The 20601-nt window shown below is 65.2% G+C and carries 20 protein-coding genes; 12 read left to right on the top strand and 8 right to left on the bottom strand.

Translation table 11 applies throughout. From position 1 onward, the window contains the following. Nucleotide 1: 1 nt before the first annotated feature. Entirely contained in the window at nucleotides 2-997 is a 996-nt protein-coding gene (locus tag G6N36_RS23470) for a TauD/TfdA family dioxygenase (RefSeq protein WP_163689189.1), read from the bottom strand. 129 nt (nucleotides 998-1126) lie between these two features. Between G6N36_RS23470 and G6N36_RS23465 the strand changes: the two genes are divergently transcribed. Both G6N36_RS23465 and G6N36_RS23460 read left to right on the top strand, forming a co-directional pair. Next, complete coding sequence (locus G6N36_RS23465; protein ID WP_163689188.1) at nucleotides 1127-2209, top strand: AbrB family protein; 1083 nt, start codon at nucleotides 1127-1129, stop codon at nucleotides 2207-2209. Between the two features lie 5 nt (nucleotides 2210-2214). Next, nucleotides 2215-2634 carry a hypothetical protein gene (locus G6N36_RS23460; protein ID WP_163689187.1) on the top strand — a complete coding sequence of 140 codons (420 nt, stop codon included), beginning with the start codon at nucleotides 2215-2217 and terminating at the stop codon, nucleotides 2632-2634. Nucleotides 2635-2644: 10 nt separating this feature from the next. Here the strand turns inward: G6N36_RS23460 and G6N36_RS23455 are convergent, their stop codons facing one another. After that, nucleotides 2645-3343, bottom strand: coding sequence for a DUF427 domain-containing protein (locus tag G6N36_RS23455; protein ID WP_163689186.1), 699 nt, complete (start codon nucleotides 3341-3343; stop codon nucleotides 2645-2647). A 183-nt stretch (nucleotides 3344-3526) separates the two neighbouring features. Here G6N36_RS23455 and G6N36_RS23450 point away from each other — a divergent pair, with 183 nt between their 5' ends. Both G6N36_RS23450 and G6N36_RS23445 read left to right on the top strand, forming a co-directional pair. Continuing rightward, nucleotides 3527-3859 carry a CD225/dispanin family protein gene (locus G6N36_RS23450; RefSeq protein WP_163689185.1) on the top strand — a complete coding sequence of 111 codons (333 nt, stop codon included), beginning with the start codon at nucleotides 3527-3529 and terminating at the stop codon, nucleotides 3857-3859. Nucleotides 3860-3879: 20 nt separating this feature from the next. Further along, entirely contained in the window at nucleotides 3880-4284 is a 405-nt protein-coding gene (locus G6N36_RS23445; RefSeq protein WP_372512340.1) for a DUF2752 domain-containing protein, read from the top strand. A gap of 15 nt (nucleotides 4285-4299) precedes the next feature. Here the strand turns inward: G6N36_RS23445 and G6N36_RS23440 are convergent, their stop codons facing one another. Further along, complete coding sequence (locus G6N36_RS23440) at nucleotides 4300-6336, bottom strand: serine/threonine-protein kinase (RefSeq protein WP_163689184.1); 2037 nt, start codon at nucleotides 6334-6336, stop codon at nucleotides 4300-4302. A 104-nt stretch (nucleotides 6337-6440) separates the two neighbouring features. Between G6N36_RS23440 and G6N36_RS23435 the strand changes: the two genes are divergently transcribed. Next, complete coding sequence (locus G6N36_RS23435; protein WP_163689183.1) at nucleotides 6441-7214, top strand: SDR family NAD(P)-dependent oxidoreductase; 774 nt, start codon at nucleotides 6441-6443, stop codon at nucleotides 7212-7214. Nucleotides 7215-7238: 24 nt separating this feature from the next. Here the strand turns inward: G6N36_RS23435 and G6N36_RS23430 are convergent, their stop codons facing one another. Continuing rightward, nucleotides 7239-7901, bottom strand: a complete 663-nt coding sequence (locus G6N36_RS23430) for a VldE C-terminal domain-containing protein (RefSeq protein ID WP_179964852.1) — start codon at nucleotides 7899-7901, stop codon at nucleotides 7239-7241. A gap of 153 nt (nucleotides 7902-8054) precedes the next feature. Here G6N36_RS23430 and G6N36_RS23425 point away from each other — a divergent pair, with 153 nt between their 5' ends. The 6 genes from G6N36_RS23425 (at nucleotide 8055) to G6N36_RS23400 (ending at nucleotide 16165) form a co-directional block, all read left to right on the top strand. Next, a complete protein-coding gene (locus G6N36_RS23425) occupies nucleotides 8055-8840 on the top strand; it encodes a FadR/GntR family transcriptional regulator (RefSeq protein WP_163689182.1) in 786 nt (261 codons plus the stop codon). Between the two features lie 30 nt (nucleotides 8841-8870). Beyond that, entirely contained in the window at nucleotides 8871-10460 is a 1590-nt protein-coding gene (locus G6N36_RS23420) for a class I adenylate-forming enzyme family protein (RefSeq protein ID WP_163689181.1), read from the top strand. Next, on the top strand, nucleotides 10457-11230 hold the full coding sequence (locus G6N36_RS23415) for a class II aldolase/adducin family protein (protein WP_163689180.1): 774 nt from the start codon (nucleotides 10457-10459) through the stop codon (nucleotides 11228-11230). Before G6N36_RS23420 ends, G6N36_RS23415 begins: the two co-directional genes overlap by 4 nt. Nucleotides 11231-11264: 34 nt before the next feature. Next, nucleotides 11265-12533 carry an amidohydrolase family protein gene (locus tag G6N36_RS23410; protein ID WP_163689179.1) on the top strand — a complete coding sequence of 423 codons (1269 nt, stop codon included), beginning with the start codon at nucleotides 11265-11267 and terminating at the stop codon, nucleotides 12531-12533. A gap of 188 nt (nucleotides 12534-12721) precedes the next feature. Then, on the top strand, nucleotides 12722-14944 hold the full coding sequence (locus tag G6N36_RS23405; protein ID WP_163689178.1) for a glycoside hydrolase family 183 protein: 2223 nt from the start codon (nucleotides 12722-12724) through the stop codon (nucleotides 14942-14944). 99 nt (nucleotides 14945-15043) lie between these two features. Then, nucleotides 15044-16165 carry a DUF7159 family protein gene (locus G6N36_RS23400; protein WP_163689177.1) on the top strand — a complete coding sequence of 374 codons (1122 nt, stop codon included), beginning with the start codon at nucleotides 15044-15046 and terminating at the stop codon, nucleotides 16163-16165. Between the two features lie 3 nt (nucleotides 16166-16168). On the opposite strand, the gene G6N36_RS23395 is transcribed toward G6N36_RS23400, so the two are convergent. Beyond that, complete coding sequence (locus G6N36_RS23395) at nucleotides 16169-17899, bottom strand: Hsp70 family protein (RefSeq protein ID WP_163689176.1); 1731 nt, start codon at nucleotides 17897-17899, stop codon at nucleotides 16169-16171. A 117-nt stretch (nucleotides 17900-18016) separates the two neighbouring features. On the opposite strand from G6N36_RS23395, the gene G6N36_RS23390 reads away from it, so the two are divergent. Then, a complete protein-coding gene (locus G6N36_RS23390; RefSeq protein ID WP_170311139.1) occupies nucleotides 18017-18475 on the top strand; it encodes a nuclear transport factor 2 family protein in 459 nt (152 codons plus the stop codon). A 3-nt stretch (nucleotides 18476-18478) separates the two neighbouring features. On the opposite strand, the gene G6N36_RS23385 is transcribed toward G6N36_RS23390, so the two are convergent. Genes G6N36_RS23385 through G6N36_RS23375 form a run of 3 tightly spaced genes read right to left on the bottom strand, consistent with a single transcriptional unit; the run spans nucleotide 18479 to nucleotide 20547 of the window. Further along, entirely contained in the window at nucleotides 18479-19123 is a 645-nt protein-coding gene (locus G6N36_RS23385; protein WP_163689174.1) for a L,D-transpeptidase family protein, read from the bottom strand. Nucleotides 19124-19132: 9 nt separating this feature from the next. Continuing rightward, a complete protein-coding gene (locus tag G6N36_RS23380) occupies nucleotides 19133-19960 on the bottom strand; it encodes an SRPBCC family protein (RefSeq protein ID WP_179964851.1) in 828 nt (275 codons plus the stop codon). Continuing rightward, complete coding sequence (locus G6N36_RS23375) at nucleotides 19960-20547, bottom strand: ArsR/SmtB family transcription factor (RefSeq protein ID WP_163689173.1); 588 nt, start codon at nucleotides 20545-20547, stop codon at nucleotides 19960-19962. The genes G6N36_RS23380 and G6N36_RS23375 overlap by 1 nt, the downstream gene beginning before the upstream one ends. Nucleotides 20548-20601: the final 54 nt, after the last annotated feature.

Raw genomic sequence — 20601 nt, 5'->3', positions numbered from 1 at the left:
GTCATCGGCTCCACATGTATTTGGCCGAACCCGCGGCGAGCCAGAGCCGCACCAGGCACCGCCGGTTCTCGACCTCGGTTGCGTCGGTGAAAGCGTTGCGGTTGTGGAGCACGGTGTTGTTGTCGGCGAAGAAGACGTCGCCGGGCTCCATCGTGAAATCGATCGCGTTCGCCGGATCGTTCAGGATCGCATCGAATGCATCGAGCGCCTCCCGCTGTAGCGCGGTGAGCGGAGTGCCCGAAAGATGGTGTCCCAGTTCGATGTGCAAGCGGTTGTAGCGGACGGCCACACCGTCTTCGGTGTCGGTGAACACCGGTCCGCGCGACACCGGGTCCTCGCCCTCCGCCGTGTCCTTCGACCGGTCGAAGAGGAACTCTCCGTAAAGCACCTCCACCAGATCCGGGCGCGTGGCCAGCAGGATGTTGTAGGCGGTGTGACCGCTGACCATCAGCGACTCACCGCCGGACAGGGCCTTCCGCAGACACATCAGCGCGAGGATGTCGGGACGGCTGCCGACGAAGGCAGCCGCCGAGTCGGTGTGGTAGATCATCCCGAGATTTGTCTTCGAGCCGCGCGCCTCCATCAGCGTCGCGCCGGTGTCCTGAACCAGGTAGACGCGATCGCCAGCCCGGTTCTGCGGCAGCGGCCGGCCCAGGTAGGTACCGATGCCCCAATAGAGCATCGACGCTTCCTCGTCGGTCCAGCCGCCTGACGGCAGCCCGCGCAGCAGGACGAAGCCGGCGACGGAGTGCACGTGCTTGCTGATGACCTGGGCCAACTCAGAGAGCCCGGGGTGAACGAAGTCGGCGGGCTCGACGGTGCCGATCCGCTTGCCGCGTCGCCGCAGCTCGGAAACGATCTGCCGGCAGGCCTCGGCCTGGTGTGGCTCGACCGTGACCGTGTAGGACTCGTCGTCGAAAGTCGCGCGATCCCACACCGTGGACCCGATCATCGGCCTGCGGCTACGGAATCCTTCTTCTGTCGCCAGCGTGTGCATCTGCGGTCTCCTTTCGTGTATCGCCGGGATGCGTGACACGAGATTGGCGGCCAATTCTTTGAAGTTTCTTGGAGCCGTGCACACCGTCGCTTTTAGGAATCACCAAGAACGTCGTCAGAACCTGAGCCCGTGAACACCATCGAGCTCGTCGCAGTGGCCCTGGTCTGCGGAATCCTGGCCTGGACCCTGTCACGCCACGCACCGCGGGCGGTGCCGGCGTCGACCCTGGCGGTCCAGGGTGTGCTCGGGGTGGCCACCGGACTTCTGGTTCGCGACGTCTCGTTCTCCTCGCTCGAAGCTGCGGAGTGGGTGGCGCTGTTGGCCGTCGCCGTCGGGACACTGGCCATCTGTATCGCCGGCGGCGCGCTGCTGAGCATGCACCGCGGCATCAGCCCGCTGACGGGTGCGCTCGCGCTCGTCGCAGGTGGTTCGTCCGGCGTGGTGTCCATCGCCCGTGAGTTGGGCGCCGACGATCGTGTCGTCGCTGCGGTGCAGTATCTACGCGTCGCTCTGATCACCGCGGCCATGCCTTTAGTCGTCGCGGTCATCTACGGCGGGTCCGGTTCGGGCGCATCGCATTCCGATGCCGTGGACATCCTGCCGAAGTTCTTCAACCTGCCGCTGATCGCGGTGCTTGTGGTCGTCGGCGCGGCGGCCGGCCGTGCGGTACGGCTGCCCGGTGCCGGGCTGCTCGGCCCGATGGCGATCACCATTGCGCTGGAATTCAGCGGATTGATCAGAGGTCTCGACGTTCCTGTGATGCTGGTCCAGGCTGCGGCGCTGCTCTTCGTGTGGCAGACCGTGCTGGAGTTCGACCGTGAATCACTTCGCGCGATCCGCCGGATCCTGCCCACTGCACTGGCATTGATCGCGGTCCTCAACCTGATCGTGGCAGGCTTCGGCATGGTGCTGGCGGACGTCGCCGGACTCAGCCGACTCGACGGCTATCTGGCGACCAGCCCCGGCGGCATCTACGCGGTGCTCGGGTACACCATCGGATCCGACTGCGACGTGCAGTTCGTGATGGCGTCCCAGGTGATCCGTGTGGTGCTCATGCTGTTCGCCGCACCCTTGGTTGCACGAATGTTCCTGCGGTTCAGGCTATTGGCGAACACAGCGCCGGCGATTTCGATTCGGCCTCATCATGGGCACAAAACGGGGATCATTGCCGCGCCGACAGCGTGCGGGCTGAGAGCACCGTTAAATTCCTGATCATTATGACGAAGGTTCTGCGCACAGTGGCTGCCACTCTCGCCGCCCCGGCGATTGCGGGCGTCGCATTCGCCGGCGCGGCGGCTGCCGATCCCCCACTACTCAACGGCACCTACGGCTCATCGGACGGTGACCCTTACAACGTGTGGACCTTCGTGACGGGTTGTGCCCCTGCCGGTTGCACCGGGACGGTCACCAGCAACCAGGGCTGGTCCACTCCGACCACGCTGAGCGGTGGCCGCTGGAACTTCACCGTCTCGAAGCCAGGTGGCTTGACCTGCGCTGACGGGCATTACGAACCGGCCGTGGTATCGATGTCGGTCGACCCGGCCACGCTGGCCGGTGTGCTGTCGTCGGACTCCAATTACGGCTGCGCAGGCGGCGTGGTGACGCAGAGCCCGTTCCAGCTGCAAAAGGTCGGCTGAGCGCCGCTCGCTAACTGAAATGGGTTGCGGGACGGGGTAGTTCGACACCATCGACTGTGATGTCGACCTTTTCGTTGTAGAACGCGACCATGTTCGCGATCGACGCCACGGCAGGCAGCGGCGTCTCGTAGGACCATGCCAGGTCGGCCACAAGCGTGTTCGCGATACGCACCGACCAGTACCTCGAGGTGACGCCTTTGTAGGGACACAGGGTCTGCGTGGTCGACGGTTCGAGGCATTCGAAGTCCACAGCGGTACGGTCGATGTAGTACCGGGTGGGTAGCCCGGTCTCGAAAAGCAATACCGGGCAGCGGGTCTCGGCCAGCGTCTCCCCGTTCAATGCGACCTGCACGTGACGATGCGACCGCAGCGCATCCACCCGCACGTACGGATTCCGTGGATGACCGTAGATCGGCTCGTCCTCCTCGAACCAATTCAAAGTGTCCCACCGAAACCGGACCAGTCCGGCGAAGTCGCCGTCGTCGAACACCCGCATACCCGGAAGACCTTCGCGCAGAACGTCGGCGCGGACATCGGAAAGCGGCACGAAATACTGCGGGTAGTACGGCACCTCCCACACATAGCGCGCCGAGGTCGTGTCGAAAATCAGCTCGGCGCCACGGAACCCGCGGACGCGCCTTGGTGCCGGTTCGACGCGGCCACGAGCCGCAGCCATCTGCGGATAATCCGGACGTGATGGCGTGCTCATGCGCCCAGACTAGGCGCGGGCCCCCTTGCGAACTCTTGCCTACGCAAAAATTGCAGGTGAGCGACGTATCTGGACGTGGTTCCGCAACACGATATTGTCTTGATTTTTCCGGCTTTTGGGACACTGCTCAGGTACATTTAGCACCGCTTTTCCGTCCTAACGGCCTTGCAAAGGAAGACGACGATGACACAACCACCGCCACCGCCCCCGCCTGGCAACTACCCGCCTCCGCAACCTCAGGGCACGGCGCCGAGCTCGCACCTGGTGCTCGCCATTCTGGTGACACTGTTCTGCTGTCTCCCGTTCGGCATCGTCTCGATCGTCAAAGCGAGCCAAGTGAACGGACTCTGGGCGCAGGGCCAGTACGACGCAGCGCAGGCGTCGTCCGCTGCCGCCAAGAAGTGGGCCATATGGGCCATCATCGCCGGCGTCATCGTGGCCATCATCTACGCCATCCTCATGGTCGCGGGCGTGTTGACCTTCGACGGTGACGTCTCTACAACGACCGAATACTGATCACGCCACCTCGGCACAGCGTGCCGGTCCGCCTCGGCGGCCCACTCCTGGTGGGCGCCTTGGCGGTTGGTGCGTGTGCGGTGGTCTGGATCGGAGATCCGACCACACCTGGCGGGTTCCTTCCCGTGTGTCCGACGAAAGCCCTTCTGGGCATTGACTGCCCTGGCTGCGGCACACTCCGGATGATCTACTCGCTCCTGCACGGAGACTTCCTGTCCGCGGTGCGGTTCAACGCCCTCGCCGTCGTCGCGGTGGGCTTGCTGATCGTCGCCTACCTCGTGTGGACGTACGGTCGAGTCGTCGGCCGCAAGATCGCCGGCTGGCAGCACCACCGCTGGGCCGCCACGGTGACGATGGTTGTCGTCACCATCTGGTTCGTGGTGCGCAACCTACCTTTTGAGCCGTTTACCGCGTTGCGCGTGTGACCGCCGAGCGTCATATCAGGGGTTGCGCACACAGTCGTAGGTCAAGGGGACATCCGGTCCGAGTTCGACGACCTCGAACGCCTCGGGTGTGATCGCGCTGAACGTATCCGAGGCGATGCCCAAGTCCGCCCACTTGGCGGTGCTGGATCTGTCGTCGGAGAATGTGAGGGGCACCTGGCCACCGTCGGCCAGTAGCATCCCGTGCGTCTTCAGCGCCTTGATCACCACCTTCTGCGGATCGGTGTAACCCGACTCGTCGAAGTCTGCCTTCAGCCGCAACCTCACCCCAAAGGGTGGCGCGTTGGGGTCTGTGCTTTCGGGGCCGCCGGCGTGGCTCGCCGGATGCACGTAGACGCCCGCTCTGATCCGGTCGTTCGGCAAGATGAACCGGATCGCGTGATCGATTGAGCCCGAGGCGACTTGGTCGGCGGTGGGTGTCATGGCGGCGATCGGGAAGCCGCCCGCATCCGCGCTTGTGCACTGGTCGCCGCGCAGATTGTCCGGGTACTGCTTGTTCAGGTCCCAGATGAAGAAGCCGCGGGCCTCGAGCGTGTCTCCGCCTTTCGTGGACTGATAGGTCTCGTACAGCTTCTGGCCCTCCCGGTCGACGACGAGCAGTTGACAGTCTCCCTGGCCCTCGGTGTTTCCTGACGGATCGCACTGCAGATCCGGTGAGCCACCGATGTTGGCGTTCTCCGGGACCGGCATCTCGGCGGGCACCGCGTCGCAGGCCGGACCTCCGAAGCAGTAGTCCTCGGTGCCGACCACCTGCATGCGTGGCGTGCTGCCGTCGGCGAAGAAGACCGCGTTAGAGAAGTCGATCTGCAGCCTGTTCTCGGTGCCCCAACCGCCCGCTGCGGTCAACGCACCGATGATCGCGTCACTGCGTTCGGACTTTGGTGCGCCGGACACGTCGAGGGTCCATGGCTGAGCGCCATTGAACATGGCACTGTTCGGCGCAGGTGGTGGTTCGGACGGCTGCCCCGGGGACGACGCCGTGTTGTTCGACGGCGAGTCGGAGCCGCCGGTGAACATGATCACCGCGACGACGGCGACGATCACCACGAGGAGTGCGGCGGCCGACGCCAGCAGAATGTTCCTGCGGCCTGTCGATGACGGATCAGCCGACGGCATCGGCGTGCGGTACTGCGTCGCTGCGGGTGTGTTGATCTGCTGCGTCGGCGGCACAGGCGCGGCCGCCATCGTGCGGTCTTGGTGCGCGGCGACCGTGCGATCCTGCTCCCTGCCGATGGCGGCGCGGGCGGCGCTCGCCAGATCCTTGGTCGAGGCGTACCGCTGTTCGGGTTCCTTGGCCATGCCGGTGCTGATGACCCGGTCCATCGCCGGAGGGATTTGCGGTAGCAGCGCCGAGGGCTTCGGCGGTGGTTGCAGCATGTGCGCGGTGGCGATCTGTTCGAGAGTTCTTCCCGGAAAAGGAGATTGGCCGGTCAGCGCTTCGTAGAGCACGCACGTCAGCGCGTAGACGTCGGCGCGTGCGTCGGCCGAGCCGCTCGAGAATCGTTCGGGCGCCATGTACGCCCAGGTGCCGACCGCGGCGTTGGTGTCGGTGAGCCCCGCTTCGCCTTCGGCTCGCGCGATACCGAAGTCGATCAGATAGGCGAAATCGTCCTCGGTGACGAGGATGTTCGACGGCTTGACGTCGCGGTGCACCAACCCGATTCGGTGTGCGGCGAACAGTGCGAGCGCGATCTGCCCGACGATCCTGATGGCACGCTGCGGAGCCAGCGGACCGGCAGCGAGTAGCGTGCCGAGATCCTCCCCCTCGATGAGCCGCATGTCCACGAACAGACGTCCGTCGATCTCGCCGAAGTCGTGGATCGGCACCACGTGAGGATTGTTGAGCCCCGCCGCTGCCCGAGCCTCCCGACGAAACCGTTCCTGGAATGTCTGATCGCTGGCCAGATGCGCGGGCAGGACCTTCACCGCGACCACGCGGTCGGTCACCGTGTCGTAGGCGCGCCAGACGTCACCCATGCCGCCCCGGCCGAGTAGCTCGACCAACGTGTAGCGTCCGAACGGCGTGCCCTCCAAGTCGACCTCCCGCGATCGCAGTTTGCTGAAACGATAAGCCGCAACGGTCACCTTAAGCGCGGAAAGCAGTGGCCACATTCGCAACGGGGGAACGCTCGGGCAATATGTCAGTCGTGTCGGGACTGCTGGAGAACAAGGTCGTCATCGTCGCCGGATTGGGCGGTATCGGAAACGGCTTGGCGCGTCGGTACGCCGATGAGGGCGCGCGCCTCGTCATCGGCGACCTCGATCCGGAGACGGTGTCGCGCGCCGTCGCCGATCTCGACCCGGACCGGGTGCGCGCCGTCCCGCTCGACGGAGCCGACGAAGAGTCGGTCATCGCCATCATCAAGTTGGCGGTGGACACGTTCGGACGACTCGACGGCATACATGTCAACTTCACCAACGCGGCCGACGCCTACCTACCCGGCGGCGTCGTCGATTTGCCGCTCGAAGCCTTCGACGAGGTGATGCGGGTCAACACAAGGGGTTTCGTAATCTGCGCCAAGCATGCGATCCCTCCGATGATCGAGTCCGGCGGCGGATCGATAGTGTTCACCGCGTCGATCGAGGCTTACAACGGCGGGGGCACGCGGGTTTCCTACGCGATGAGCAAGGCGGCCGAGCTTGCGCTGATGCGTCACATCGCCCGCAAGTACGGTCCGAAGGGGATTCGTGCCAATGCCATTGCGCCAGGCCTGATCTGGCACTACAAGTTCGACGAGCAGTGGATGCCAGAAGGCGTCGTGGAGCAGACGCGGGCGCGTCAGATGATCAAGTCGCGCTTCGGCAATCCGGACGACGTCGCCGCTCTGGGGGCTCTGCTGCTCTCCGACGACGGTAGCTTCATCACGGCTCAGACGATCAGTGTCGACGGCGGAGTGACGTTCCGACCCTGATCAAGCCAGCTCGGTCAATCCGGCTCAGCGGTAATAGTTCTCGTTGCCGGTGGGATAGCCACCACCGGTGGTGGTGATGTGAACGTGGTCGTAGTGGCCGTATCCGCCACCTCGTTGCGCACCGTTGGGGGTGTAGTAAGCGCCGCGCCAGATGGCGTCCTGCATGCCGAACCTGGACGCGTTGCGCAGCACGTAGTCGACGATCTCATTGCCGAGCGCGATGCCCTCCGCTGTGCCGGCGTTCGGGATCATCACGTCGAGGGCGAGACCGTTCGGATGCCATCTCAGTGCATCGGGGCGAGTCCCGCCGATGCTCTGGATCTCGGGGAAGGCCGCGGTGATCGCGCGCGACGCCAGGATCGTCTTCACCTGAAGGCCGCGCTCCGGCGCGAGTCCGACCGGCAGCGTGCGGTCGACGGTGCGATACCTCGACGCCGCGATCACGGTGTCGGGACCGGAGCTCAAGCTGACCTGGCCGACGATGGGCGCGGGGAACGAGTTCATCGGAGCGGCGGCCACGATCTCGACGTCCCACGGGGCCACCTCGTCGACCGAGGCGCTCTTGACTGCATCCTTGCTGGGTTGCATGTCGGAGCCGACCGCGAAGAACACGGCGGCGGGGCCGAGTACAGATGCCAGGACAACAGGTGACTTGCGTCGCTTTTTGGCTAATGAGTGCCGCCCCACGCAGAGCACAATAACCGCAATTGGGCCCGAACACAGCAAGGGTCCGACCTGCAGCGATGTTTTCGCTGGTCACCGGCCTGAGATAATTTTGTTATCTCTCCGTTATCGGCGTCCAATGGCCGGTTCGGCGTTTGATGCGTGGAGAATCGATTCGTGGCAGAGCCGACCATTCAGTTTCGCCGTCTCGCCGAGCAGGTGGCCGACGAGCTTCGGCGCCGCATTCTGCGCGGTGAGCTGGCCGACGGCAGCATCCTGCCCAAGGAGGATGAGCTCCTCCTGCAGTTCCCGGTGAGCAAGCCGTCGCTGCGCGAGGCGATGCGCATTCTCGAGGCCGAAGGGCTGCTGCGCGTGCGGCGCGGGAAGCTCGGCGGAGCGGTCGTACGGCGACCCAATGCCGCCAACGTCGCGTACACCGTCGGCCTGGTGCTCGGATCCCAGGAGGTGGGCCTGTCCGACGTCGGAAACGCCCTGCTGCAGGTCGAGCCGGCGTGCGCTGGGCTGTGCGCCCAGCGCGCCGACCGCGGCACTGCCGTGGTCCCACAGCTGCGACGGGTGCACGCCGAAGCAGTCGAGGCCGTGGAGGACCTGCGGCTCGTGACGTCGGCGAGCCGGCGGTTCCACGAGTCCCTCGTCGCGCTGTGCGGCAACCAGACCATGATCATCCTGGCCGGGGCGCTGGAAATGCTGTGGTCGGCGCACGAGACGAGCTGGTCGAGCCGGGTGGCGGACGGCAGCATCGTGCCGATCGACGAACGACTGGCCGTGCTGGAGGACCACCGACAGGTGATCGACGCGATCGACGCGGGCGACGCGCGTCGCGCCGCTGACCTGGCGGCGGCCCATCTTCTCGACGCGCAGCACTATCCGGGATCGTCGGGGGTCGTCGACCCTTCGATGCTGCGCGGCTGGGCGACGGCGCCGGTCGAAACCGACCGTTGACCACCGCGCTTATTTTCATATGATTTGGTGATGAGCGTCGACGGGGCCGCGGTGGCCAGCGCCGATGCGGCGCAGTACCGGGCCGCGGGCTGGTGGACGGACGTCACGCTGTCCGACTGCGTGCGCCGCAACGCCGCCTCCGCGCCCGACAAACCCGCCTACATCGACTTCACCCTGGATGCTGTGCTCGATTCAAGGGCGCCTCAGCTCAGCTGGGCCGAGTTCGACACCGCCGCCACCAACCTGGCGCACGGGTTGCGCGATCTGGGTGTCGCGCCGGGTGACCGCGTCGGCCTGTGGCACAAGGACACCGCCGCGATCCACGTCGCGCTGGTGGCCGTCGAGCGGTGCGGCGCCGCCGTCGTCGGTCTCGGCTCCCGCGTCGGTCTGCGCGAGGCCGAGCACATTCTTCGCGTCACGCAGCCCACGCTGCTGATCGCCGACGCCGAACGGCACGGTCTAGCCATCGAGGCTGCTGGTTCATCGGCGCGCGTCGTGGCGCTCGGCTCCGAACTCAGGATCGACCCTCGCCAGTGTCCGCAGTCGGCGCTGCCGCAGGCCGGTGCGGATGACGTCTTTCTGATCAACTCCACATCGGGCACCACCGGTATGCCGAAGTGCGTGGTGCACACCCAAAACCGTTGGCACTACTTTCATCTCAAGGCGGTTGCCAACGGCGGCCTCACCGCCGACGATGTCTTCCTCCCGATCATCCCCACGCCCTACGGCTTCGGGATCTGGACCTCGCACACCACCCCCATCCACCTGGGCGCGACCACCGTCCGCATCGAGCGCTTCGATCCGGCCGCGACGTGCGCGGCGATCGAACGGCATCGCGCATCGGTGTTGTGTTGTGTCAGTACGCAACTGGCGATGATCCTCGCCGACTCGGCGTCTGGGGATCACGACCTGAGCAGTCTGCGCGTCGTCTTCACCGGTGGCGAACCGCTGCCGTACACACAAGCGGCGCGGTTCGAGGAACTGACCGGGGCGACGATCCTGCAGTTCTACGGCTCCAACGAGACCGGCATGTTGAGTGCCACGACGCTCTTGGATTCGCTGGATCACCGACTGCGCACCGCTGGCCGGATCGTGCCGGAGATGAACGTTCGCCTGTTCGACGGCGACCGCGACGTAACCGAATCCGGTCGCGGACAGCCGGCGTGCCGAGGTCCTGCGCTGTCCCTGGGCTATCTCGGTGGCACCGACCACGACCAGTTGTACACCCAGGACGGCTGGATGCGGATGGGTGACATCTGCGAACTCGACGCCGACGGCTATCTCACCCTGACCGGCAGAACATCGGACTTCATCCTGCGCGGCGGCAAGAACATCAGCGCGGTTCAGGTCGAGGAGGCCGTCACGACACATCCCGCCGTTGCCGTCGCCGCGGCCGTCGCGATGCCCGACCCGGTCTTCGGCGAACGAGTATGCGTATACGTCGAACTCAGGCAAGGGGGCGCGCTGGATCTGCCTGCCCTGGTGAAACACCTTCTGGCGCAAGGCGTCTCGAAGGAACTGCTACCCGAGCGGCTCGAGATCCTCGACGAGTTGCCCCGATCGTCCGGTGGCAAGGTCGCCAAAGGTCAACTTCGCGAACGAATCCGGGAGAGATCATGACCACAGAGGAAATTCGCCGCGGTGGCCTCGACGTCTGGTCGCCGTCGAAAACACCACCGATCGGTACCGACCTCACCGACGAACAGCTGATGGCCGTCGCGTTCCGGCACCTGGCCGACATCGGCTTCGCCGAGAACATGGCCGGGCACATCACCTGGCAACCCGACGGCCAACACGACATGTTCGTCAACCCCTGGGGGCTGTGGTGGCAGGAGTTGACCGCGTCCGACATCTGCGTGGTCGACGAGGACGCTCACGTCGTGCGCGGCCGCTGGGACGTCACACCCGCCATCCATCTGCACACCGAACTGCACCGGATCCGTTCCGACGCCCGTGTGATCATCCACAACCATCCGTACTACGTCAGCCTGATCGCGGCACTGGTGACGCTGCCCGAGCTCGTACATCAGACCGGCGCCCTGTTCCTCGACGACATGTATCTCGTCGAGAACTACGACGGCGAGATCGACGCCCCCTGGCGGGCAAGTGAACTGGCGCAGCAGATCGGCTCGGCCAACCTGATCGTGCTCGCCAATCACGGTGTCATCGCCGCCGGACGCAATCTGGCCGAGGCGGTTTATCGCGCGGTATCCATTGAACGGGTCTGCCGACTGGCCTATGACGTGATGCTCACCGGGCGGACCCCGTCGAAGATGAGCCGCGGCGACATGGTCGGCATGCAGCAGTCACTGATCGAACGCGCCGCCGACGTCTACTGGGCGGGCGCCGCCCGGATGACGATCAAGGCCGACCCCGACGTTCTGAACTGACAGCCCAACCGATGACACGAATCGAGGATCGCCCATGACTTCCATCGACGACATGGCGGCCAATCTCAACTTCACCACGGCCAAGACGGGCGCCGACCGCACCGTCACGTTTCTGCCCGAACCCGAACGGGCAGAACGGCGTTACACCGTGATTTCCGTCGACGACCACATCGTCGAACCGCCCGACACCTTCGAGGGCCGGGTGCCGCGCAAGTTCGCCGACCGCGCCCCACGGGTCGTCGACACCGATGACGGCGGTCAGACCTGGATGTACGACGGCAACTCACTGCCGAACGTGGGCTTCAACGCGGTGGTCGGGCGACCGGTTTCCGAGTACGGGTTCGAGCCTGCCCGGTTCGACGAAATGCGCCGCGGCGCATGGGATATCCATGCTCGCGTCAAAGACATGGATCTCAACGGCGTCTACGCGTCGTTGAACTTTCCCTCGTTCCTGCCCGGGTTCGCGGGCCAGCGACTGCAGCAGGTCACCACTGACCGCGACCTCGCGATGGCGTCGGTGCGGGCATGGAACGACTGGCACATCGAGGCATGGGCGGGCGCCTATCCCGACCGGATCATCCCGTGTCAGTTGCCGTGGCTACTCGATCCCGAGGTCGGCGCGAAGATGATCTACGAGAATGCCGAGCGCGGATATCACGCGGTGTCGTTCAGCGAGAACCCGGCGATGCTCGGACTCCCGACGATCCACTCGGGTTACTGGGAGCCGCTGATGGCGGCGTGCGCAGACACTCAGACGGTGGTGAATCTGCATATCGGTTCGTCGGGCACGTCTCCGTCGACCACCGCCGACGCACCACCTGATGTACAGGGGGTGCTGTTCTTCGCGTATGCGATCTCGGCGGCGGTCGACTGGCTGTACTCCGGCATGTGTACTCGGTACCCCGATCTGAAGATCTGCCTCTCCGAAGGCGGCATCGGATGGGTGGCGGGCCTGCTCGACCGGCTCGACCACATGCTGAGCTATCACGAGATGTACGGGACGTGGAAGACGCTCGGCGAGACACTGACGCCCACGGAGGTCTTCAAGCGCAACTTCTGGTTCTGCGCCGTCGAAGATCAGTCGTCGTTCGTCCAGCACGAGCGGATCGGCGAGGACAACATCCTGCTCGAGGCGGACTACCCACACTGCGACTCCACGTGGCCGCACACCCAACAGACGATTCACGAGCAGATCAGCGGTTTACCCGACGCGATCATCAGGAAAGTGACGTGGGAGAACGCCGCCCGGCTCTATCAGCATCCGGTTCCCGTATCCGTTCAGAACGATCCCAACGCCTTCTGAAAATTTGCCGACGCAAATATCTGGCAACGCCATCGACCGACGGCAATCACGAGTGCGTGCTGGATATTTGAGGATTTCGCGGATCGTTCGGAACCCAGCAACGCAAATTGGGTGAATCTGCGTCAATTAGTGGGACAGATGTGACATTCTTCTCCCAAGTCGGGGATGCATCAATCGAGGGAAAAGTAATGGGTGCATCTGCACATATTGGCCGCGTCGGCGGATTGGCTGTAGCTCTGGGGGTCGGAGCGGCCGTCGCGACGGGGCATGGGGTGGCGTGGGCCGATGACGAGTCGGGTTCGTCGACATCGGAGTCTTCGTCGACATCGGAGTCATCGACGTCCACGGGCGTGAATTCCGGTCCAACGGGGATCTCGCCGAATTCGCCGTCGCCTGACTCGCCCACTCCAGGTGCGCCGTCACCAGGAGTGACACCGGGAGCTTCGCTGGGAACATCGCCGGCCACTTCGGTCAACGGCGTCGCCACCAACGCCGACGAGACCGAACTCGACGACACCGAACTCGACGACACCGAACTCGACGACATCAAGCTCGACGACATCAAGCTCGACGACGTCAAGCTCGACGAGAACCCGCCGATCGTCCCCGGACCGGAAGCCGCGCCCAAACCGGAGCCCGCGCCCCCGGCCGAGGAGACGACGCCGCAGCCGACGAACAACGAACGGACCGTCACGGGCGGCAACCGCTCCGCGGCAGAGCAGCAGGCGCGCTTCAATGAGACCGCGGCGGTGACGGCGACCAACCTCACGGCCCGCACGCTCAACGTCACCGACACGACCGCTCTGAACGTCGGGGAATCGAACACTGTCGAAGGCGCGGTCGAACGAAGCACCGTCGACGAGAACTCCGTCTTCACCTCGTTCACCCTGAACGCCGAGCCCACCGAGAATCTCGCCGCCGTGACGATGGCGTCGCCGGTCACCGCCACTTTTGAACAGCCGCTACTGCAACGCGTGGTGGTCAACCTGTTGTCCAGCCTCGGAATCGGGGCATTGGCATCCGGTGCACCCAGCACTCCGCTGTGGTCTCCGTTCGCGATGGCGCTGCTCGCTCTGGGGTCGCGTCGCGAGTTCACCCAGCCGGTCACGGCCCAGACCAAGACCGTTGGCACGTCATCGGTTGCCACGTTGACGGCGCCGGAGATGGCCACGGCCGCTGTGGCGCCGACCTACCCGGGGACCACCAGGACACCGGTAGCCGTGAGCGGCAACACGGATTTCATCGAGTTCGTGACCGGTGCGGGCAACCTGAACAACACCATCAACCGCTTCGGTATCGGCGGCACCGACCTCGGCATCATGTGGGACAACGGAATCGAGGATGATCCGACGACCGCAGTCGACGAACACCAGATCCTCATCGCGTTCGGCGACACCTTCAGCAGTGCCAACCCGGTACGTACCGGTGTGTGGCGGTTCAACACGCTGTTCCGCAGTGCGGACGATGTGCTGAACAACGGTTTGTACGTGCCCAATGGCACGCCGTACGACATCTTCAGCGGCTCACCGATGGAGAATCCGAACTGGTCTGACCCGATCCTGCCCAGCCCCGGCCAGCCGGTGCATCCGCCGTATGCCAAAGGGCCCGAGGTCACGATCATCCCGACCGCGGGGGTGTCGGTTCCGTACGACAACGCCTACGGCGCACGCCAGTACATGAGTTTCATGTCCGTCCGGTCGTGGGACAGCCCCGGCCGGTGGACGACGAACTACTCGGGGATCGCGTACTCCGACGACAACGGCCAGACGTGGCGAATCGCGCCGACGAGCATCCGCACGGCGGCCTGGTTCCGGGCGACGGTGCCCTACGTTTCCGGCAACGAGAATTTCCAGCAGATGGCGTTCGTCAAGCCGCCCGAGGGTTCGCCGGAGGCCGAGCAGGGCTGGGTCTACGCGTACGGAACCCCGTCCGGGCGCGGGGGCACGATCTACCTGTCGCGCGTCCAGGAGACGCAGATCGCCGATACGACGAAGTACGAGTACTGGGACGGGACGAAGTGGGTCGCCAACAAGCCCTCGGCCGCCAAGCCGATCCTGCCCGGCAAGACGACCAGCTTCTTCGGATTCTTCAAGAGGACGACGTACCCGACCGCGAGTGAGATGTCGGTGCAGTACAACCCCTACCTCGACAAATACGTGATGCTTTACGGCGATTCGAGCAACAACATCGTGATGCGTACTGCGGACTCGCCGCAGGGCACGTGGTCGGAGCCCACTGTCCTGGTAACGGCACAAAGAGTGCCGAGCCTCTATGCGCCGTACATCCACCCATGGTCGGGCACGGAGAACCTGCCCGAATCCGAGGAGCACTACCTCTACTGGAATCTGTCGACCTACAACGACTACCAGGTGAGGTTGATGCGGACGGACCTGACGAAGATCCAGGTCTGATCCGGTCGATCCTGGGCGGTCCGACCACCACATTTTCCGCGCAGCGGTACCCTCGACATCGAGTTCAAGCTAGATCGAGGGCCCAGATCGGGGGTGGCCATGGACCTCGTGCTCGGCGTTTCGATGACATCGGCGGCCGTGCGCTGGGTGCTCGCCGAGGGCACGACAGGCGAAGGCGCGACGATCAGCCGCGGCGCGTTCGACCTGGACGACGCTGTCGATCCGGATGATCTGCTGGATGTGCTGCTGGTCGATGAGGCCGACAATCGGATGCACGCCATCGGCCTCACCTGGACCAACGAAGCAGAGGACGCGGCATCCGGGGTGCTGGAAGCGCTGCGGGCCAGGGGCCGCGAGAACGTCATCGCGGTTTCGGAACTCGAGGCGGGCGACGTTCTGGCCGCCGGTATCGCAGGCATCACCGAGTACGACGACGTCGCTGTCTGCATCGTCGAACCCGATGCGGCGGTCGTCGCGATCGTCGACGCCGACGGCGTGACCGTCGACCGTCTCGGCCGACCGCCGGACGGTTCCGATGTGGTGGAGCTGCCGAGTTCGGTGATGACGATGCTGGAGCTCGACGACTGGCATCCCGATGCGATTTTCGTAGTGGGCTCGGCCGACGACCTCGACCTCATCAAGTCGACGCTCGAGGACGTCACCGACGCACCGGTCTTCTCGGCAACCGAGGCCGATCTCGCGCTCGCTCGAGGTGCCGCGCTGGCATCCGCGCGCGCCGTGAACGGCCTGGAGATGGTCGGATCGCACGCGCCGCCGCGGGTCCGCGCCTTGACCGCGGTACTCGTCGCGGCCGCCGTCACGTTCGTCGTATCGCTGTCCGTCGCGCTCGGGCTGAGCCTCACACCGTCGGCACCCGAACAGTCGGCCGCCGCCAACCCCGAGCCCACGGCCGAGGTGCCGCCGCCACCGGGTACCCAACCCGCGAACAAAGTCTCCAAGCTCACCGCATCTCTACAAGCGGCCCGCCCCGTGGTGGCACAGACCATCGTGGTGGCCGCCCCGCCGGTTCCGGAATTCGTGCCGCCGGCCGCGCCCGCATACGTGCCCCCGCCGGCACAGGCACCCATACCGACCTATGCGCCGCCGCCGGTGTATGTACCGCCCGTGGCTCCGCAGCCGCGGCTGCGGGATCGGATCATCGAGCGCATTCCGATCATCAACCGGTTCCACGAACCGCAGTACCAGTATCCGACGCGCTGACTCCTAGGGTGCGGGCGGCTGAAACGGGTTGTTCGGCACCTGAATTGGAATCGGCACCGGTACGAACGGCACCGTTATGTGGGTTGTCGTCATCGCGGGTGTCGTGGTGGTGGTCGTCGTAGTCGTCGGCGACGTCGTCGTGGTGGTCGTCGTGGTTGTCGTCGTGGTGGTTGTCGTCGTGGTCGTGGGCGGCGTTGTCGTCGGCGGCGGTGTGGTGGTCACGTACGTCGTGACCGTCTCCTGCGTGGGCGGCGGAGACTCGGGAGCGACGGTGACGGTTTCCGGTGGCGGCGGCGCTAAGCTGGCCGGTTGCTCGGCGGTCGCCGGCGGCGGCGGTTCGGCGTTCGTAGGTTTCGGCGGGCTGGCGGTGCTGGGCGGATCGGTCTTGCTGCTGCTGTCGGTCACGCTCGTCAACGCGATCGCCACGCCACCGACGGCGATCAACGCCACCGCGGCTGCCAGTCCGATCACCAACTGCGGCAACCGCTGCCACGTGCGCGGTTTGTCGATCGGGCCGGTCGATGGCACGTACTGCACGGGTTGGCGCATCGAGAGGGCGTCCGCCTCGTACGGGCTCTCGTAGCGGTTTTCGCCGGTGTACGGGACGGGCTCGTCGCCGATGTCGTCATCCTGCGACCACGCCAACGCATTCGCGGTTTCCGTTGCGGGCGCGTCGATGCTGGACGCGGCGGGCGCCAAACCCGTTGGTGCGTCTGCGATCACCGGGGCCATACCGGTCTGGGCCCCGGCTGCGGAGCCATAGGCCGCGAACAGGGCCGCTCCCACCGCCGCGTCGAGAGCCGGCTGCCGTGTCGTGATCAATTGGGTGTCTGTGAGCTGCGAAAGGCGTTGTGCAATAAGAGGAATGCTCGCACCGCCACCCACCGTGACGACGGCGGCGATGCTGGGCCAGCCAATGCCGTTGCGTTCCAACGTATTTTCCAGCTCAGCGAGCATGCTGTCGAGCGGGGCCGCGATCAGCGACTCCAACTCATTGCGGGTCAATGCGATTGTCGACCGATAATTGGGAAGTTCGGCGACGATCTCCGTCGTTGCATCCGTCGACAGCCGTTCCTTGGCGCTGCGGCATTCCTCCCGCAGCCGACTCAGCGAGCCCACCGCGGCCGTGGCGGCCGGATCGATACCGCCGTTGCCCGCAATGCCGTTGACGATGTGGCTCAGCAGAACCTGATCGATCTGGTCACCTGCGAAATCGGTGTACCTGGTGGTCTCGTCGATTGGCTCGAATGATGCGGCCGCGTCCGCCAACGTGATGCTCGTTCCGCTGCCCCCGAAGTCGAGCAGCGCAATGATGCCCTGCGCCGGCAGTCCCGGATTGGTCTGCAGCGCCGTCAGGGCCGTGATCGCATCGGACACCAGCCGCGCGGGCATGCCGTTCGGTGACAGGTTCGGATCGGCGCGCAGCGCGTTGCGCAGACTGCGCAGCGTGGCCATCCCCCAGTGGGCAGGTACGGCGACCGCCACGTCGGACGACGGTTGCCCGCCGGTCGCGCGGACCATATTGCCCAGCGCCTGAACCAAGAGCTGTTCGGCCCGATGCGTCGAACCGTCCTGGGCGACCAACGGGACCGGGTCGCCTACCCGCTCGACGAATCCGTCCAGCACGGAGCCGTCGCCGAGGGTCACCGCGGCACGGTGTGTCACAGGTTGATTGCCGACGCGCACTGCGACCAAGTTCGTCGTCCCGATCGACAACCCCAACGGGTCGCTCATAACGGACCACACCCTAGCGTCCCCACCTGCTGATATCCGTTAGACACTCCGTACCAACGGCGTTCCACCGACACGGTTTTGGTGCGCAGTGTTGGCCGGTGTGCTGCAATGTCGGCCATGGGTGACATCGACGACATCAAGCAAGTCAAATACCGGTACCTTCGCGCGCTCGACACCAAGCACTGGGACGAGTTCGCCGATATGCTCACCGAGGACGTGATCGGCCGGTACGGCGAATCGATCGGCGAGGAGCACCACTTCACCAATCGCGACGAGTTGGTCACGTTCATGCGCAACTCTCTCGGGCCCGAGATCATCACCGAGCACCGCGTCAACCATCCGGAGATCGTCGTGGACGGCGACGAGGCGACGGCCACGTGGTACCTGCAGGACCGAGTGATCGCACCGGATTTCAATTTCATGTTGATCGGCGCGGGGTTCTATCACGACAAGTACCGGCGAACCGGCGACGGCTGGCGTATCAGCGAGACCGGATACGACCGGACCTACGATGCCTCGATGTCGACGGAGAATCTCAACTTCAAGGTGAAAGCCGGTCGGGCAATCAACCTTTGAGCGTCACTGCGAGATGGCGATCAGCGCACCCGGCTTGAGCCACCGCATGATTTCCACCAGTTTGGCGTCGTCGATTGCGATGCAACCCGCGGTCGGGCCCCCGTCGGTGGCGTGAAGGAAGAAAGCGCTGCCGTTGCCGGGGACACGTTCGTCGTTGACGCCCATCACCACGGCGTGGACGTACTGCGGGATCTCGAGGTTTTCCGTCGGGGGATCCGTGCTGAACGGGCACTGAGCCTTCTCACACATCTGCATGGTGTTGTAAGTCGGGCTGTTCACATCGCCGTCCCACCAGTGATTCGGGCCGACCTGGACGTATTGCAGGCCGCCGCCGGGGTTGGGCGCGGTCCCGAACGCGTAGTCGAGGGTGAAGAAACCCATCGGCGTCTTCATCTCGCCCTCGCGAGTCGTCGGCGCCATACCCCTGCTTCCGACGAACGCCGGGATACCGGCGGCGACGGGCTGCCAGCCTGCCGCCGTCCGCTGGTAGACGTCCATTTTGGCTGACGAACCGCCCACTCCGACAACGGAAATCACCTGGGTGGCGTCGCCGACGTAGTGCGCGAACCACGGTGCGGCCTGAGCCTGGCTGGTTGCGCCGGCGAGTGGCAGCAATGCCACGCAGAGCAGTATCAGCAGTCGACGCACCCGCTCATGCTAGGTGCTCACGGGGTCACCTTGGAGGAGGCCACGCAGCCAAGCTGTCCATTTCGGCTGTTCGGCTGCCGCCACGTCCGTGGCGTCGGGTCCGTACAGATAGATGCTGGCCATGGCGCGGCCCTCGTCCCCGACCGTGCATGCGCCGACAACCGCGATCCCCTGCGACGGTTGGTCGATCCGCATCATCACCTCACGCGAGTTCCCGTCCTGGTGGATGCGCTCGATACGGCCCGCCAACCGGGGTGCGTCACCGGATATTTCGACACGATCGCCGACATCTGCGGCCCCGAGGTTCAGCGCGGTGGTCATCTTCGACCACGCCTGCCTTTCGCCGCCGTGGTGTGTGGCCGATGCCCGAATGGTCGCAGCCTGCGCTCCAGCGAAGTTCGCGAGATAGATCTTGAGGATCTCGAAGAAGCCGGGCCATCCGGTTTCGAAGCTCTCGATGTCATCGTCCCAGTCGTCCCTGTCGGTGACCATGGTGTGCACCATGCGGACGACGCACTGGTCGCCGGACCGAGCGGTGACGGTCACCTCGGTCGCAACCGGCGGGGCGTCGCCGTTCCATCCGTATTCCTCGTATTCGAGGCGCACCGGGGGATCCCAGGTCGTGACCTTGCCCGACGAGACGTCCGCGCCGCAGTTCTCGTCGCCGAAATCGAAGCTGATGGCGCCGCCGACACGCTCCTCGATCTGTGTCGTCGTGAACCACGCACTCATGCCGGGTCCGGTTGCGATGGCCTGCCACACCTGTTCGGGCGTGCCGGGTACGAGGAACTCCATCTCGACCCATCGGCGTCCGGAATCGTCTCTCTTCAAAGGCATTACGCATCCTCCTTCGGCTTCGGATAGGCCGCGACCACCAGCCGGTAGCTGCGTCCGTCGGAATCTGATTCGTCGTGATAGCGGGCCGCCAGCGCCGTCACCGCGTCGGACAGATCTTTGGTGAAGGCGGTCCGGTCGGCGGGAGAGCGGAACCGGATCACTGCGTCGATCGATAGCGTCGGGAGACGCTTGTTGCTGGTGCGCGCCGTACGCCAGAGATCGCCGACCTCGCGCACGACACGCGCCGACAGCGCGATCAGGTAGCTCGCCGACAGCCGGTCGTCCGACCGGCCCGGATCGGAGGCGACCGGCCCGAGCGCGCCGGGCGACACCACGTAGGAGGCCGCCGTCGCGACGAGCAGACGTTCTCTGAGCCCGCCCCACTGTCGTTCGCCCGCTTCGGTGACCAGGTGGTGGTCTTCGAGGGCGCGCAGGTGGTAGTTGACCTTCTGCCGCGCCATGCCCATGCGCGACGCGAGCGTGGCCGCCGATGCCGGTTCGGTCAGGGCGGCGAGCAGTCGGCCCCTGATCGGATCGAGTGCGCTGACCGCCGCGGCGGGGTCGGCGATCACCTCGACGTCGAGCATGGGGCCATCCTTGTCCTTGACAAAATAATTTGTCAAGGCCGTGGATAGATTAGC

Source organism: Mycolicibacterium gadium (assembly GCF_010728925.1).
GTDB lineage: Bacteria > Actinomycetota > Actinomycetes > Mycobacteriales > Mycobacteriaceae > Mycobacterium > Mycobacterium gadium.
Note: the sequence above shows the minus strand (reverse complement) of the source record. Positions and strands in the feature narration are given on the sequence as shown.